Here is a 15,853-nt window from a genome sequence, read left to right on the forward strand (position 1 = left end):
TTCACTTCTTATCACTCGTATTTATACGCTTTGTGGTTCTCTCGCGGAGCAGCTTCATCTCGCCAGCCTTTGTCTTCAACTCAGTGCCTGGCTTACGTAGCTTCTGGTAGATGTCGTGGGGTATCTGAGTGTAACCCTCGGACGTCGTTTTGCTGTTGTGACCAAAAGCCTTGGAGAGCAGTTCGAGCCTCTCCTCGTAGTTTCCTCCGAGATCCGGGCTGCCAAGCATTAGATAGGCTCCGCCATGACGGAATTTATGCGGTGATATCGTCCGCTTTATCTTTCCCGAACTTTGGGCGCGCTTGCTCACACGCTCAAGTAGCTTTTCCACGCTTTTCGTCTTGTACGGCATGCCTTCTGCATTGAAGAATGCTGGGGTCTCTGACGGGCTTTTGTAGCGGCGAGCGCAGCGACGATAGAGTGGCGTCTGGTGGTATTTCTCGATGCGCTCTAAGGACGTCCTGCTCATCAAGGTTAACCGGGGCTTGATGTGGTTCTTTCTACCCTTACTACCTTTGATATTCAAAGGTGAGTAATCAGCGTTGATAGGCATGTTCGTTTCTGGGGAGACGAGGTGCAGGGTCTGATGAGCAAGGGCATCGCGGATGTCTTGGAGCGTAATGCGTGGGACTTCTGAAACGCGAATGCCAGAGTCGTACATAGCTTGCAGCAAGCACCGCTCCCGCTCGGAATGGGAGCTAAGGATTACTGCTTCTAGCTCTGCCATGCTGGTTGGTTGAACAATGCCTCGCGTATTTGCGCTGCCTGGGCGAAGCACCCCACCTTCATAAGGGTTGTCTGCCCGAATAGGTGGTGAATCACCGAAACGCTTGCATAGGTGGGTAGAGAAGAGATGGCTATAGGCAGCGTCTCTCCCTTGCACCGTCTTAGGTGCTAGGCCTTCAGCGTCGAGCTTGGCGAGATAGCTCTCCAGATGGCCGAGGCCGACAGTAAGCAATGCATCGTCTCGATCACAGGTTTCGTATTCGGGTCTGACCTTCAGATCAGCCAGTAGATAGGAAATTCGACGTCCATAGGAAACGACGGTTGGATCGGCAAGAAGGGTGTTTCTGTAGTTACGGCTTAGGTAGGAGGAGACTAACGGGAAAAGGCGTCCGTCATCATCGAGCAGCGCGCTGCCGGTTACCTCAACTACTGGCTGGGCACTCTCTGGCTGAGCGAGAAACCGCTCCCGAAGTGGGCCATGTGCAAGTACTGACTCGCTGAGATCTAACTCCGCACCTCGAACTGCTATCACCTTCATTTCTAGTCGTGTCCTACACATCGGCTGAACAGCTACTGATGTGCATTCTCCGCTAAATGGAAATTCTTGGAAAGCGCCTGGGACGGGTGGATTAGGGGTGTTTGTGCACTTTAGTGAAGGGGGGGAGAAATCACCGCCTCGGCGGCGTGGTCGGTTCCGATCACCAGACCTGCGCGGGCGCCAGCGATGGTGTACTGGGCGACCATTCGGGTACGTGCCTTGACGTTGCCAACCACGAAGTCCACCAACGTCGGCGAGCCATTCTTCAACGCCGCCACTTCAGCTGCCAATGCACGCACTGCCGGGGCGATATCCACCGTGTGAACTTCATCTGCCTTGATCACATCCAGGCATGCCTGGGCGTCATGCTCGTCATGCTGTACCTGGTACGGCAGGCGCACGGCAATGAAGGTGTAGGCCTTGTCGCCGGTCTCGGCGCGCAGCTCGTTGATGGCGCGCTGGGCGAGCAGGGCGGCAGTCAGTGAGTCGACGCCACCGCTGATGCCCAGCACCAAGGTCTTGAGTCGAGCATTGGCCAGACAGTCCTTGATGAACGCCACCCGTCGGGCGACTTCGGCCTCAAGCGCTGCCGCGTCGGCGAACGGCGGCTGTACCTTCAGCGCCTGGGCAATCTCTTGCTGAACCGCTTGCATGGGTTACTCCTTGCTGGGGACTTTGAATACGTGACGCATGTAGGCGACGAAGTTCTCGTCGCGGCACTGGGTCTTGGCGGCTTCGTCAGAGATCTTGGCCACCGGCGCGCCGTTGCAGTCGGTCATTTTAAGCACGATGCTCATGGGTGCCACACCAGGGATGTCGCAGGTCAGGTTGGTGCCGATGCCAAAGCTGACGTTGATGCGGCCGCGCAGGGCGCGGAAAATTTCCAGCGAGCGGGTCAGGTTGAGGCCGTCGGAAAACACCAGGGTCTTGGTCATCGGGTCGATACCCAGTTTCTGGTAATGGGCAATGGCCTTTTCCGCCCAGGCTACCGGCTCGCCCGAATCATGGCGCAGGCCGTCGAACAGCTTGGCGAAGTACAGGTCGAAATCGCCGAGGAAGGCATCCATGGTGATGCAGTCGGTCAGGGCGATGCCGAGCAAGCCGCGGTACTCGCGTACCCAGCAGTCCAGCGCGGCGATCTGGCTGTCGATCAGCCGGGGGCCGAGCTGCTGGTGGGCCATGATCCATTCGTGGGCCATGGTGCCCAGCGGTTTGATATCCAGTTTCCATGCCAGGTCGACGTTGCTGGTGCCGACAAAACGGCCGGGGAAGTCGTCGCGCAGCACCCTTACCACTTCCTCCTGCACGCGGCTGGAAAAGCGCCGGCGGGTGCCGAAGTCGGCCACCTGCAGTTCGGCCAGCTCGTCGTCGCTGGCATGTGCACGCAGCCAGTCAAACTTGCGGTACAACTGATCCCGCGCCTCGGCCAGGCGCATGTGCGGGTGCAGATTGCGGTTGCGTACTTCGCTGATGATGGCCAGCAGCGGCACTTCGAACAGGATCACATGCAGCCACGGACCTTTCAGGCGCAGGAACAGCTGGTCGTTTTCGATGCCGACGTGCACGTAGCGCAGGTTGAAGCGGAACAGTCGCAGAAAGCGTAAAAAGTCGGGCTTGAGGAAGCTGATGCGTTCGAGGAAGGCCAGCTGGCCATCGTCCAGGGTGAGGTCGCCAAGCCGCTCGAGCTCATTGCGAATTTCGCCGAGGTAGGGGCGCAGATCCTCACCGTTGCGGCAGCGGAATTCCCATTCGACGTCGGCGTCCGGGTAGTTGTGCAGCACTCCCTGCATCATGGTGAGTTTGTAGAAGTCGGTGTCGAGCAAGTTGTGCACGATGCGCTCGGCGAATGCGCTTTCGCTCATCAAGGGGGCTCCGGAAGCGGCGATTGGCGGCCATTGTGCCAGCCTTTTACCCCTTGTGTGGCTGTTCCGGCCTCTTCACGGGCAAGCCCGCCCCTACACGGTGCGCGGCCTTGTTCCTATTTTAGGCGCGGGCGTGCCCGCGAAGAGGCCGAAACAGCCAAAACAGAGGTGTTTTTCCGTGCACCAGCTAGCCTTGAAACGGTGCCGCCTGTAGCAGTCGCGCACCAGCGGTGTGCAGTTCGGTGACGTCCGCTGTTACAGGGCGGTTGCACGTAAACACTTGCCAGGGTTGCAATGATGGCACTCGACGGTTGCTCCTTGTCTGTACGTGTGGTGGCGCCTGCCGCGTGGCAGACGGTTGCACGCTCAATAAAGAAGAGGCCGCCCGTCGCCTACAGGCACCCTGCACAGTGTGTTTTCCCGGAAGACAAAACCGATGGCACGGCCCTTGCTCTGAGCACAGGGCTGAGTAGTTGTAGTGCCAACCAAAAAAACTCTAGGAGCACCACCTCATGTCGCAGACGTTTTACAAGAAAGGTTTCCTGGCTCTGGCCGTAGCTACGGCACTGGGTGTTTCTTCGTATGTTCAGGCCGACGTCAAGATCGGTGTAGCGGGCCCAATGACCGGTGCCAACGCAGCGTTTGGCGAGCAGTACATGAAAGGTGCGCAGGCAGCGGCCGACAAGATCAACGCCGCCGGTGGCGTGAATGGCGAGAAAATCGTCCTGGTCAAAGGCGATGACGCCTGTGAGCCGAAGCAAGCCGTGGCCGTGGCCAACCGACTGGTCGACCAGGACAAGGTGATCGGCGTAGTGGGCCACTTCTGTTCCTCCAACACGATCCCGGCGTCCGAGGTATATGACGAGGCGGGCGTGATCGCCATCACCCCAGGCTCCACCAACCCACAGGTCACGGAGCGCGGCCTGAGCGCCATGTTCCGCATGTGCGGCCGTGACGACCAGCAGGGTATCGTCGCTGGCGACTACATCGTCGACGTGCTCAAGGGCAAGAAGGTCGCGGTGTTGCACGACAAGGACACCTACGGTCAGGGCCTGGCCGACGCGACCAAGGCGCAGCTGGAAAAACGCGGCGTGAAGCCTGTGCTGTACGAAGGCCTGACCCGTGGCGAGAAAGACTTCAGCGCTGTGGTCACCAAGATCCGCTCTACCGGTGCCGACGTGGTCTATTTCGGCGGCCTGCACCCGGAAGCCGGCCCGCTGGTACGCCAGTTGCGCGAGCAGGGCCTGAAGGACGTCAAGTTCATGTCCGATGATGGCATCGTCACCGACGAACTGGTGTCTACCGCCGGCGGCGCGCAATACGTTGACGGCGTGTACATGACCTTCGGTGCCGACCCGCGCCTGCTGCCAGACAGCAAGGCGGTGGTGGAGGAGTTCCGCAAGGCGGGCACCGAACCTGAGGGCTACACCCTGTACGCCTACGCTTCGCTGCAGGCTCTGGCTGCCGCGTTCAATGGCGCGAAGTCGAACAAGGGCGAAGACGCTGCCAAGTGGCTCAAGGCCAACCCGGTGCAGACCGTCATGGGTGAGAAGAAGTGGGACAGCAAGGGCGACCTGACCGTGTCCGACTACGTGGTCTACCAGTGGGACAAGACCGGTAAATACCACCAGCTGGAAAAACAAAAATAACAACGGCCCGCGGCCCGGGCGGTTGCTCGGGCCCAAGCCCCGCGGTACCTGTCTTTATTCGTAGATCTGCACAGTTCTGCGCTGCGAGGGCCCCGCACAGGTGGCCCGCGCCGTGGTCGGCGCTCGTGCAATCTCAATCAGGTGAGATTGCGTTATGGATGGTATTTTCCTGCAGCAACTGGTCAACGGCCTGACCCTCGGGTCGGTCTATGGCCTGATCGCCATCGGCTACACAATGGTCTATGGCATTATCGGCATGATCAACTTCGCGCACGGCGAGGTGTACATGATCTCCGCTTACCTCGCGGCGATCAGCCTGGCATTGCTGGCTTACTTCGGTGTCGAATCGTTCCCCCTGCTGATGCTGGGCACCTTGTTGTTCACCATCGTCGTCACCGGCGTTTATGGTTTCACCATCGAGCGCATCGCCTACAAACCGCTGCGTAACTCCACCCGCCTGGCACCGCTGATCAGTGCCATCGGCATTTCGCTGATCCTGCAGAACTACGCACAGATCAGCCAGGGCGCCCGCCAGCAAGGCGTGCCAACCCTGCTGGAAGGTGCTATGCGTGTCGAAGTCGGGTCCGGCTTCGTGCAACTGACTTATACCAAGATCTTCATCCTGGTGGCGGCCTTTGTCGGCATGGGCCTGCTGACCTACGTGATCAAGTACACCAAGCTCGGCCGCATGTGCCGTGCTACCCAGCAAGACCGCAAGATGGCCTCGATCCTGGGTATCAACACCGACCGGGTAATCTCCTACGTGTTCGTCATCGGTGCAGTGATGGCCGCCCTGGCCGGCGTGCTCATCACCATGAACTACGGCACCTTCGACTTCTACGCCGGCTTCATCATCGGTATCAAGGCGTTCACTGCTGCTGTGCTCGGTGGCATCGGCTCGCTGCCTGGCGCGATGCTCGGCGGGATCATCCTGGGTATTTCCGAGTCGCTGTTCTCCGGCCTGATCAACTCCGACTACAAGGACGTGTTCAGCTTCTCGCTGCTGGTGATGATCCTTATCTTCCGCCCACAAGGCCTGCTGGGTCGCCCGCTCGTGGCTAAGGTGTGAACATGTCGATTGCCAAAATTGCCTCTGCCTCTGAAACCAAAGGTTTCGATATCAAGCGCAGCCTGCTCGAGACCATCGTTGCCGGCTTGCTGGCGCTGATTGTCTTCGGCCCGATCGTCGGCGTGGTGCTCGACGGTTATACCTTCAACGCCGAACCTCGTCGGGTTGCCTGGCTGGTCGGCGGGGTGATGCTCGGGCGTTTCCTGCTCAGCCTGTACGTGCAGACCGCTGCCGGGCGGCGCATGCTCGAGGGCTTCGACAGTGGCGGCTCGGGCGTGCATGTGCGCGCGCCGAACTATGTGTCGCGGCTACGCTACATCATCCCGGCGCTGGTGGTGATTGCCATCGTCTTCCCGATTTTCGCCAACAAGTACCTGCTGACTGTGGTCATTCTTGGCCTGATCTACGTACTGCTGGGCCTGGGCCTGAACATCGTGGTGGGCCTGGCCGGCCTGCTCGACCTGGGTTATGTAGCGTTCTACGCCATCGGTGCCTACGGCCTGGCGCTGGGGTACCAATACCTTGGCCTGGGCTTCTGGAGCGTGCTGCCGCTGGCGGCCATCGCGGCGGCGTTGGCGGGGTGCATCCTGGGCTTCCCGGTGCTCCGGATGCACGGTGACTACCTGGCGATCGTGACCCTGGGCTTTGGCGAAATCATTCGCCTGGTGCTGAACAACTGGCTGTCGTTCACCGGTGGCCCCAACGGCATGCCGGCGCCATCGCCAACCTTCTTCGGCCTGGAGTTCGGCCGCCGCGCCAAGGACGGTGGGGTGCCGATCCATGAGTTCTTCGGCTTCGAATACAACGCCAACCTCAAGTTCGTGTTCATCTATGCGGTGCTGTTCATGGTCGTGCTGGCGGTGCTGTACATCAAGCACCGCCTGACCCGCATGCCGGTCGGCCGGGCCTGGGAAGCGCTGCGCGAAGACGAGATCGCTTGCCGTTCGATGGGCCTGAACCACGTATTGGTCAAGCTCTCGGCGTTTACCCTTGGCGCCTCTACCGCCGGCCTGGCCGGGGTGTTCTTTGCCACCTACCAGGGTTTCGTCAACCCGTCTTCATTCACCTTCTTCGAGTCGGCGTTGATCCTCGCCATTGTCGTACTGGGGGGTATGGGCTCGACCGTGGGCGTGGTCATTGCGGCGTTCGTGCTGACCGTGGCGCCAGAGCTGCTGCGCAGCTTCTCCGAATACCGGGTGCTGCTGTTCGGCGTGCTGATGGTGCTGATGATGATCTGGCGACCGCGTGGGCTGATCCGCATCAGCCGTACCGGTGTGACCCCGCGTAAAGGAGTGGCGCCATGAGCGACGATATCATTCTCTCGGTCGACAACCTGATGATGCAGTTCGGTGGCATCAAGGCGCTCAGCGATGTCAGCCTGAAGGTCCGGCGCAACCAGATCTTCGCCCTGATCGGCCCCAATGGCGCCGGCAAGACTACGGTGTTCAACTGCCTGACCGGCTTTTACAAGGCCAGTGGCGGGCGCATCGAGCTGAACGTGCGCGGCAGCCATACCAACGTGATCCAGCTGCTCGGTGAGCGCTTCCAGCCGGCCGACTTCGTTTCGCCTGCGCGCTTTGCCAACCGCATGTACTACAAGATGTTCGGCGGTACCCATTTGGTCAACCGCGCCGGCCTGGCACGCACCTTCCAGAACATCCGGCTGTTCAAGGAAATGTCGGTGGTGGAGAACCTGCTGGTGGCGCAGCACATGTGGGTCAACCGAAACCTGCTGGCAGGTGTGTTCAACACCAAGGCCTATCGCAAGGCGGAGAGCGATGCGCTGGACCACGCCTTCTACTGGCTGGAAGTGGTCGACCTGGTCGATTGTGCCAACCGCTTGGCCGGCGAACTGTCGTACGGCCAGCAGCGCCGCCTGGAAATTGCCCGGGCCATGTGCACGCGGCCGAAGATCATCTGCCTGGACGAACCGGCGGCGGGCCTGAACCCGCAGGAAACCGAAGCACTCAGCCGCATGATCCGTGTGCTGCGTGACGAGCACGACATCACTGTGGTGCTGATCGAGCACGACATGGGCATGGTCATGAGCATCTCCGACCATATCGTGGTGCTGGACCACGGCAATGTGATTGCCGAAGGTGCGCCGCAGGACATCCGCCACAACCCGACGGTGATTGCCGCCTACCTGGGTGCAGACGAAGAGGAACTGGTATGAGTGCACCCATTCTCGAGCTGAAAGACCTGGACGTGTTCTATGGGCCGATCCAGGCACTGAAGAAAGTCTCGATGCACATCAACGAGGGCGAGACGGTAAGCCTGATCGGCGCCAACGGTGCCGGCAAGTCGACCCTGCTGATGTCGATTTTCGGCCAGCCGCGGGCGGCATCCGGGCATATCGTGTACCGCGGCACCGACATTACCCGCAAATCCTCGCACTACATCGCCTCCAACGGCATTGCCCAGTCGCCGGAGGGGCGCCGGGTGTTTCCCGACATGACCGTCGAGGAAAACCTGATGATGGGTACCATCCCCATCGGCGACAAGCATGCCGACGAAGACATGCAGCGCATGTATGAGCTGTTCCCGCGGTTGAAGGAGCGGCGTAACCAGCGGGCCATGACCATGTCGGGTGGCGAGCAGCAAATGCTGGCGATTGCCCGGGCGCTGATGAGCCGGCCGAAGTTGCTGCTGCTGGACGAGCCCTCGTTGGGGCTGGCGCCGATTGTGGTCAAGCAGATTTTCTCGACCCTGCGAGAACTGGCCAAGACCGGGATGACCATCTTCCTCGTGGAACAGAACGCCAACCATGCGCTGAAACTGTCGGACCGGGCCTATGTGATGGTCAACGGGCAGATTCGCATGACCGGGACCGGGCAGGAACTGTTGGTCAATGAGGAAGTGCGTAACGCTTATCTGGGCGGGCACTGAGTTGTATGCAGGGGCTGCAATGCAGCCCCCTTCTCAATGTGGAAAACTTGTCGTTCCCTTCTCCCGAAACACACCCATATTCCTTCGCAAGCCATTGTTTCCACAGGCCAACTCTTTTCCACGGATAGTGTGGAGCCGCCTGTGGAAAACATGGTGGCATATCGCTCAAGCCCTTGAGTATCAAGCCCTGTAGCGATTTGATCATTTTTTGTTCATATCCCCGTTGTGGATGATTTCCCCAAGCGTTCAAAATCTCTGCGTGCACTTGAAGTGTCGCGATAATCCTGTGGATAACTCTGTGTAAAAACCTTGGACAGACCGCTGCAGGCGGCATGTTTGAAAGCCTTGCGCCATCACCGCCAAGATATCCACCGACCACGACCCGCTGAAAGGGTTCCGTGCGGTGGACAAGTTGCCCCCAATCCGTGGGGAAAGCCTTGTGGATAACATGCGTATACCTGGCGGCGAGCCCTCTGCCGCAAGGGTTTGCAGAATATGAACAAAAAATGAACAGCCCCTGAACGGCTTGCTGCCAAGGCCAGGCGCGGGCATGCTGCAAAGCTGCCATGACAACCTACCGTGAGGAACACAGCATGACGTCCACCGTATTCATCACTGGCGCGACTTCCGGTTTCGGCGAGGCCACTGCCCGCCGCTTCGCAGAAGCCGGCTGGAAGCTGGTACTCACTGGGCGCCGCAAAGAGCGCCTGGACGCCCTGTGCGCTGAACTGTCGGCCAAGACCGAAGTGCATGGCCTGGTGCTGGACGTGCGTGACCGCAAAGCCATGGAGCAGGCTATTGCCAATCTGCCGGCCGGCTTTGAAAAAATTCGCGGTCTGGTCAACAACGCCGGCTTGGCGCTGGGTGTGGATGCTGCGCAGAACTGCAGCCTGGACGACTGGGAAACCATGGTCGACACCAACATCAAGGGCCTGATGTACACCACTCGCCTGCTGCTGCCACGGCTCATCGCCCATGGCCGCGGCGCGTCGATCCTGAACGTCGGGTCGGTGGCGGGCAACTACCCGTACCCGGGCAGCAACGTGTATGGCGGCACCAAGGCCTTCGTCGGCCAGTTCTCGCTGAGCCTGCGTTGCGACCTGCGCGGTACCGGTGTGCGTGTGAGCAACATCGAGCCGGGTCTGTGCGAGAGCGAGTTCTCGCTGGTGCGCTTCGGGGGTGACCAGGCCAAGTACGATGCTACCTACGCGGGTGCGGAGCCGATCCAGCCACAGGATATTGCCGAGACCATCTTCTGGATCCTCAACCAGCCGGCGCACATCAATATCAACAGCCTGGAACTGATGCCGGTGAGCCAGGACTGGGCAGGGTTCTCGATCGACCGATCAAAAGGCTAAGCACGAGGCGCGAACCGGGAAGGCCCGGTTCGCGGTGCAGCTGGATGGCTTAGTTGATATAGGACAAGTACGTTCTGTCTTCAGGGATGATGCCTAACGCTTGAAGGACATCATTGATGCCGTCATGCCGGCCTAGGTCCTCGGCCGATGCTTTGCTATTGATGACGCGGCGCAGGCTTAGCAGGTAGCTGAGTTTGCCATGGGAGTGCTCATCATAGCGGTGGCCGCTATCGATGATCTTTTGTGCCGCTCGGTTGATCTGCTCTTCAACAAATGCCTTGAAGGCTTCTGCTTCCATGTTGATAACTCCTGAACGTTCGAGAAAGGAGCACCAACATAGGTGTGGGGGAGATGCTGCCGGCAGCAGGAAACGTTCCCCCCTGACAGATTCTTTAGGTGTTCAACTGATTCAGCCCTTCCAGGCAGGTAGCCAAGTGATAAGGCGTGGTCGATGGCATGTCATCCCTGCTCACCGCGCCGTCACCCCCTCGGCACTCATACCAGCCGGCGTCACGCAGGAACCGCGCTGAAAGGGCGCCCAACTGCCCCGCGAGCTTTGCTTCACTGCCTTCACGCAATGTAAGCGCCCGCAGGTACTCGGCCTGCGCCCAGATACGCTGGGAGGCATCAAGCACCCGGCCATCCACATTCAGCATGGCCAGTACGGCCGCATCCTTCACCCCGAATTGCTCGGCAAAGCCGAAGGCCCGGTCTATCGACGCATGCAGCGGCGTGTCACGCAGCAGCGGGGAGGTATGCAGCAGATAGAACCACTCGAACTGGTGCCCAGGCTCGAACCAGTTATCCACAGCCCCGTGTGGCTTTTCCAGCATCAGGCCATGGGCCGGTTCAATGAAATGCGCCTCGAGCGCCTGACACAATTGCAGCAGCGACTGGCGGACATGTTCGTCGCCACGCACTGCCAGTACTTGCAGGAACGCTTCGGCCAGGTGCATCTGCGGGTTCTGCAGCGGGCCACTGCCGAGGTCGGCCCAGTCTTCGCCCAGGCAGGCTTCGTACAGGCCATCGTCACGGGCGAACTGTTGGTCGATGATGTCCAGCGCGGCATTCAACGTGGACTCCACCAGGCTTTCGCGCACTTTGCCCCAGTAGTGCGCGCAGGCGAACACGATGAAGGCGTGGGTATACAGGTCCTTGCGCCGGTCCAGCGGCTTGCCTTGGGCGTCGATGCTGTAGAACCAGCCACCGTGCTCGGCATCGTGGAAGTGCTTTTGCAGCGAGCGAAACAGGGCTGCGGCACGCTCCGCAGCGCCCGGTTGCCCGATACGGCTGCTGAACACATACAGCTGGCGTGCACAGGCCATGGCGCGGTAGCGCTGCACCGGCAACGGATGGTGCTGGGCGTCCAGCGCTTCGTAGGGCAGAGCCATGTCGGCGTTCCAGCCCGGGCCTTGCCACAGCGGCACGATGCGTTCGGCGAAGTGCTGGTTGAAGCGGGCCAGTTCGGGCAGGGTGGGGCGGGGGTCGGACATTTCGGCGCTCGTCGCTGTCGGGCAGGGCGCCATGGTAGCAGAAGTGGGGTTTTCAGTAGCCTGGGTTGCCGAGCCCCTGCCAATGCCGCGCCCCGACAAAGATGAAGCGCAACTGCTGGGTGATCTTTTCCTGGGGCGTCAGGGCCTGTGGATAACCCGCTTCCGGGTTGTCGATAAGCTCGGGCAGGGTGGCGAACACGGTCTTCACCACCAGGTCGGCCATCACCGCAAGTGCGGCGCTGTCCAGGTGTTGCCAGCGCTTCATCCGTGCAAGGTCGGTGGCAAGGTCGTCGCTGATATCCTGGCGCAGGCGGGCAATGGCCTGGCGCACGGCCTGTGCACCGCCGTATTGCTCGCGGGCCAGGAAGAGGAACTGCGCGCGATGGGCGGCGACCACGTCGAGGAAGATGCGCACCGAAGCGTCGGTGATGCCGCCCAGTTCGAATTCGTTCTGGCGCACCAGGCGGATGGTCTGGCGGAAGGTGGTGTCGATTTCGGCGACAAGGGCCAGGCCCAGAGCGTCCATGTCGGAGAAATGCCGATAGAAGCCGGTCGGCACGATGCCAGCTGTCTTCGCCACTTCGCGCAGGCTGATACTGCCGAAACCACGGCCACTCTCCATGAGCAGGCAGGCGGCATCGAGCAGGGCCTGGCGGGTCTGTAGCTTCTGTTCGGCGCGCGGCAGCATGATGCGGGCTTCTGTAACGGTCAGGCTGGGCACTCTAGATAAAAAAACAAAGCCCGGTCAATGGACCGGGCCTGGAGGGGAGCAAGCGTTGTGACAGAAGTTGTTCTTTTCGGCCATGGCGATCAGCTCACACGGCTGAGTTCAACCAGGCGATCCGAGCCACCTTCGGCAACGCGGCCAGAACGTTCGATCAGGCGATCAGAGCCACCTTCGGCAACACGGCCGGAACGTTCGATCAGGCGATCGGAGCCACCTTCGGCAACGCGGCCAGAACGTTCGATCAGGCGATCGGAGCCACCTTCGGCAACGCGGCCAGTACGTTCGATCAGGCGATCGGAGCCACCTTCGGCAACACGGCCAGAACGTTCGATCAGGCGATCAGCGCCACCTTCGGCAACACGGCCAGAACGTTCGATCAGGCGATCGGAGCCGCCTTCAGCGACGGTTTTCAGCGGCTGGGCGATTTCGGCAGCGCTGGAGCGCGCTTCGGACGTCAGGTGTTGCTCGGACGCTGGCAGGGCGAAAGCGTTGGCGGCCAGAAGGGACAGGGTCAGGGTCAGCAGATGGCGTTTCATGATTTCGGTGCTCCTCTCGGGGGCTGGAAAGTGGGTACGAAGCCAATGCTACGCCGCGTAACGCCAGAGAGAAGTTCATACGGGTAATGGTAACAATCGACCATATTGATAGAGGTTTTCAGGGCGTCTATTCCGGCCATTGCAGCCATGCAGGCAATCCCCTTGCCCGGTTGGCGGTGGGTAACATGTGCAGTCTGGTAAGACAAATTTCTGAGCAAGAGGCCAGGAAAAACTTCGCTATCATGGCGCCACCGATAAAACCTCACGGGTTTTCATCAGTCGGAGTTATTGAGGCCATCGCTGCGCCTGTTTTCTGTCATGCCGCAAGGAGAAATACGCAATGACGCGTCCCGCCAGAATCCTCGTCTGGACCCTCGCCAGCCTGCTTACCGTGCTGGCGATCCTGGTGGTAGTGATTGCCACCTTCGACTGGAACCGCGTCAAGCCACTGCTCAACGAGAAGGTCTCCGAAGCCTTGCATCGGCCCTTCGCGATCAACGGCAACCTCGCCGTGCACTGGCGTACCGAGCCCGAAGAGGGCGGTTGGCGTGCCTGGGTGCCTTGGCCGCACTTTATTGCCGAAGACCTGACGCTGGGCAACCCCGAGTGGCTCAAGGAGCCGAAGATGGTCGGTCTTGAGCGCGTGGAGTTTCGCCTGGCGCCGCTGCCGCTGGTTTTCCAGCAGATCAGCATACCCCGCATCAACCTCACCAAGCCCACTGCCAGCCTCACTCGCCTGGCCGATGGCCGCGCCAACTGGGTCTTCGACTTCGGCCCCAAGGATGAAAACGCTGAACCTTCCAAATGGCAGCTGGACATCGGCGCCATCGGCTTTGACCAAGGCAACGTCAGCTTCGACGACCAGACCCTCAAAACCAGCATGAAGGTGCAGATTGACCCGCTTGGCAAGCCAATCCCGTTCAGTGAGATTGTCGGCAAGGCCAGCGCCGAGAAGGCCGGTGGTGCGCAGGACTATGCCTTCGGCCTCAAGGCCCAGGGCCGCTACAAAGGCCAGCCAGTGTCCGGCACCGGCAAGATCGGCGGCCTGCTGGCCCTGCAGGACGCCAGCCAGCCGTTCCCGCTGCAGGCCGACGTGCGCATCGCCGACACCCATGTGGTGCTCGCCGGCACCCTCACCGACCCGCGCAACCTTGGTGCCCTCGACCTGCGCCTGCGTTTGTCGGGTGCCAGCCTGGGCAACCTCTACCCATTGACCGGCGTCACCTTGCCTGACACCCCGGCCTATTCCACCGACGGCCGCCTAAGCGCCAACCTGCAGGCGGCGCAAGGGGCGTCGTTCAATTACCAGGGCTTCAACGGCAAGATCGGCGACAGCGATATCCATGGGGACCTGGCCTTCGTTGCCAGCCAGCCACGGCCCAGACTGTCCGGCAACCTGGTATCGAACCAGTTGCTGTTCAAGGACCTGGCGCCGCTGATCGGTGCCGACTCCAATGCCGAACAGAAGGCCCGCGGCGGTGCCAGCAAGCAGCCTGCAGGCAAGGTGCTGCCAGTGGAGGCGTTTCGCACCGAGCGTTGGCGGGCAATGGACGCTGATGTCACCTTTGCTGGCAAGCGCATCGTGCACAGCGCGCAACTGCCGTTCACTGACCTGTCGGCCCATGTGGTGCTCGAAGACGGCCTGTTACGCCTGGAGCCCCTGCGCTTTGGCGTGGCCGGCGGCAGCCTGGCCTCCAACATCCGCCTGGACGGGCGCAGCGTGCCCTTGCAGGGGCGCGCGAAGTTGACTGCGCGTGGCTTCAAGCTCAAGCAACTGTTCCCTACCTTCGCGCCAATGCAGACCAGCTTTGGTGAGCTCAATGGCGACGCCGACATCAGCGGCCGTGGCAACTCGGTAGCCGCCTTGCTGGGTACAGCCAATGGCGACTTGCGCATGCTGATCAACGATGGCGCCATCAGCCGCAGCCTGATGGAAATTGCCGGCTTGAACGTGGGCAACTATGTGGTCGGCAAGCTGTTTGGTGATGAGGACGTGAAGATCAACTGTGCGGCGGCCGATGTGGGCATCAAGGATGGCCTGGCGACTACGCGGCTGTTCATCTTCGATACCGAGAACGCGATCATCTACATCGACGGCACGGCGAATTTCGCTTCCGAGCAACTGGATTTGAACATCACCCCGGAATCGAAAGGGCTGCGGTTGTTCTCGCTGCGTTCACCCCTGTATGTGCGCGGACCGTTTGCCAAACCGAACGCCGGTGTGCAGGCATTGCCACTGGCGTTGCGTGGCGCAGGGATGGTGGCGCTGGGTGTGGTGGCTGGGCCGGCGGCGGGGTTGCTGGCGCTGATTGCGCCCAGCAGCGGGGATGACCCGAACCAGTGCACACCGTTGTTGCAGCAGATGAAGGCAGGCAAGGCACCGGCAGCGGTGAAAGCGCGGAAATAGCAAGGGGCCGCAAAGCGGCCCCATGAGGGTGTCAGAAATCAAAGGCCTTGCAACAGGTCGGACATATCGTCCGCGTGCTCTTCTTCCTGCGCCAGGATGTCTTCGAAGATACGACGGGTAGTCGGGTCTTTATCCCCGATGTACTGAATGATCTCGCGGTAGCTGTCGATGGCAATCCGCTCTGCCACCAGGTCTTCCAGCACCATCTCTTTCAACGAATTGCCAGCCACGTACTGGGCATGCGAGTGCTTGGTCAGGTTGTCGGGGTTGAAGTCCGGCTCCCCGCCCAGTTGCACGATGCGTTCGGCCAGCTTGTCGGCATGTTCGGCTTCCTGGTTGGCATGTTCCAGAAACTCCTCGGCAGCCACACTGGCTTTGATGCCGCTGGCCATGAAGTAATGGCGCTTGTAGCGAAGAACACAGACCAGCTCGGTGGCCAGCGATTCATTAAGCAGGCGCAGGATCTGCTCACGGTCAGCGTGGTAACCCTCGGTCACCGCGCCCTGCTCCACATGCTGGCGTGCACGCTCGCGCAGGGTTTTCACATCGGTCAGTTCAACATTGCTCATGGTTATCTCCAGCAGGGGTCAGGGTCGGGT

The 15,853-nt window shown here is 60.6% G+C and carries 14 protein-coding genes and 1 pseudogene; 7 read left to right on the plus strand and 8 right to left on the minus strand.

The genetic code is table 11. The features are described from left to right. Position 1: 1 nt before the first annotated feature. The 3 genes and pseudogenes from AA098_RS02725 to pncB all read right to left on the minus strand — a co-directional run bounded on the left by AA098_RS02725 (position 2) and on the right by pncB (position 3,126). Positions 2 to 1,264, minus strand: coding sequence for a tyrosine-type recombinase/integrase (locus AA098_RS02725; protein ID WP_064613809.1), 1,263 nt, complete (start codon positions 1,262 to 1,264; stop codon positions 2 to 4). 128 nt (positions 1,265 to 1,392) lie between these two features. Next, positions 1,393 to 1,917 (minus strand): annotated as a pseudogene (nadE, locus tag AA098_RS02730) (NAD(+) synthase); the annotation flags it as partial. A 3-nt stretch (positions 1,918 to 1,920) separates the two neighbouring features. Then, positions 1,921 to 3,126, minus strand: a complete 1,206-nt coding sequence (gene pncB / locus AA098_RS02735) for a nicotinate phosphoribosyltransferase (RefSeq protein ID WP_064613810.1) — start codon at positions 3,124 to 3,126, stop codon at positions 1,921 to 1,923. 512 nt (positions 3,127 to 3,638) lie between these two features. Between pncB and AA098_RS02740 the strand changes: the two genes are divergently transcribed. From AA098_RS02740 to AA098_RS02765, 6 genes are all read left to right on the plus strand, one after another. Further along, a complete protein-coding gene (locus tag AA098_RS02740) occupies positions 3,639 to 4,775 on the plus strand; it encodes a branched-chain amino acid ABC transporter substrate-binding protein (protein ID WP_003249588.1) in 1,137 nt (378 codons plus the stop codon). Between the two features lie 154 nt (positions 4,776 to 4,929). Further along, complete coding sequence (locus tag AA098_RS02745; RefSeq protein ID WP_003249590.1) at positions 4,930 to 5,844, plus strand: branched-chain amino acid ABC transporter permease; 915 nt, start codon at positions 4,930 to 4,932, stop codon at positions 5,842 to 5,844. 2 nt (positions 5,845 to 5,846) lie between these two features. Beyond that, positions 5,847 to 7,148, plus strand: coding sequence for a high-affinity branched-chain amino acid ABC transporter permease LivM (livM, locus tag AA098_RS02750; protein WP_003249592.1), 1,302 nt, complete (start codon positions 5,847 to 5,849; stop codon positions 7,146 to 7,148). Beyond that, complete coding sequence (locus AA098_RS02755) at positions 7,145 to 8,020, plus strand: ATP-binding cassette domain-containing protein (protein ID WP_003249594.1); 876 nt, start codon at positions 7,145 to 7,147, stop codon at positions 8,018 to 8,020. Before livM ends, AA098_RS02755 begins: the two co-directional genes overlap by 4 nt. After that, positions 8,017 to 8,733 (plus strand): ABC transporter ATP-binding protein, encoded by a 717-nt coding sequence (locus tag AA098_RS02760; RefSeq protein WP_004576969.1) that lies wholly within the window; start codon positions 8,017 to 8,019, stop codon positions 8,731 to 8,733. Before AA098_RS02755 ends, AA098_RS02760 begins: the two co-directional genes overlap by 4 nt. Before the next feature lie 593 nt (positions 8,734 to 9,326). Next, positions 9,327 to 10,091, plus strand: coding sequence for an SDR family oxidoreductase (locus AA098_RS02765; protein ID WP_003249597.1), 765 nt, complete (start codon positions 9,327 to 9,329; stop codon positions 10,089 to 10,091). A gap of 49 nt (positions 10,092 to 10,140) precedes the next feature. On the opposite strand, the gene AA098_RS02770 is transcribed toward AA098_RS02765, so the two are convergent. The 4 genes from AA098_RS02770 to AA098_RS02785 form a co-directional block, all read right to left on the minus strand. Continuing rightward, the gene (locus tag AA098_RS02770) at positions 10,141 to 10,389 is read right to left on the minus strand and encodes a hypothetical protein (protein WP_004576967.1); all 249 of its coding nucleotides are present in this window, start codon (positions 10,387 to 10,389) and stop codon (positions 10,141 to 10,143) included. 94 nt (positions 10,390 to 10,483) lie between these two features. Then, complete coding sequence (locus tag AA098_RS02775; RefSeq protein ID WP_004576966.1) at positions 10,484 to 11,584, minus strand: AGE family epimerase/isomerase; 1,101 nt, start codon at positions 11,582 to 11,584, stop codon at positions 10,484 to 10,486. Between the two features lie 52 nt (positions 11,585 to 11,636). Beyond that, the gene (locus AA098_RS02780; RefSeq protein WP_003249603.1) at positions 11,637 to 12,272 is read right to left on the minus strand and encodes a TetR family transcriptional regulator; all 636 of its coding nucleotides are present in this window, start codon (positions 12,270 to 12,272) and stop codon (positions 11,637 to 11,639) included. A 122-nt stretch (positions 12,273 to 12,394) separates the two neighbouring features. Further along, complete coding sequence (locus AA098_RS02785) at positions 12,395 to 12,847, minus strand: hypothetical protein (RefSeq protein ID WP_060538783.1); 453 nt, start codon at positions 12,845 to 12,847, stop codon at positions 12,395 to 12,397. 340 nt (positions 12,848 to 13,187) lie between these two features. On the opposite strand from AA098_RS02785, the gene AA098_RS02790 reads away from it, so the two are divergent. Further along, positions 13,188 to 15,254 carry an AsmA family protein gene (locus tag AA098_RS02790; protein WP_060545173.1) on the plus strand — a complete coding sequence of 689 codons (2,067 nt, stop codon included), beginning with the start codon at positions 13,188 to 13,190 and terminating at the stop codon, positions 15,252 to 15,254. A 38-nt stretch (positions 15,255 to 15,292) separates the two neighbouring features. Here AA098_RS02790 and AA098_RS02795 read toward each other — a convergent pair whose 3' ends face one another. Further along, entirely contained in the window at positions 15,293 to 15,823 is a 531-nt protein-coding gene (locus AA098_RS02795) for a bacterioferritin (protein ID WP_004576962.1), read from the minus strand. Positions 15,824 to 15,853 lie beyond the last annotated feature (30 nt).

The organism is Pseudomonas sp. JY-Q (assembly GCF_001655295.1).
GTDB classification, from domain to species: domain Bacteria; phylum Pseudomonadota; class Gammaproteobacteria; order Pseudomonadales; family Pseudomonadaceae; genus Aquipseudomonas; species Aquipseudomonas alloputida.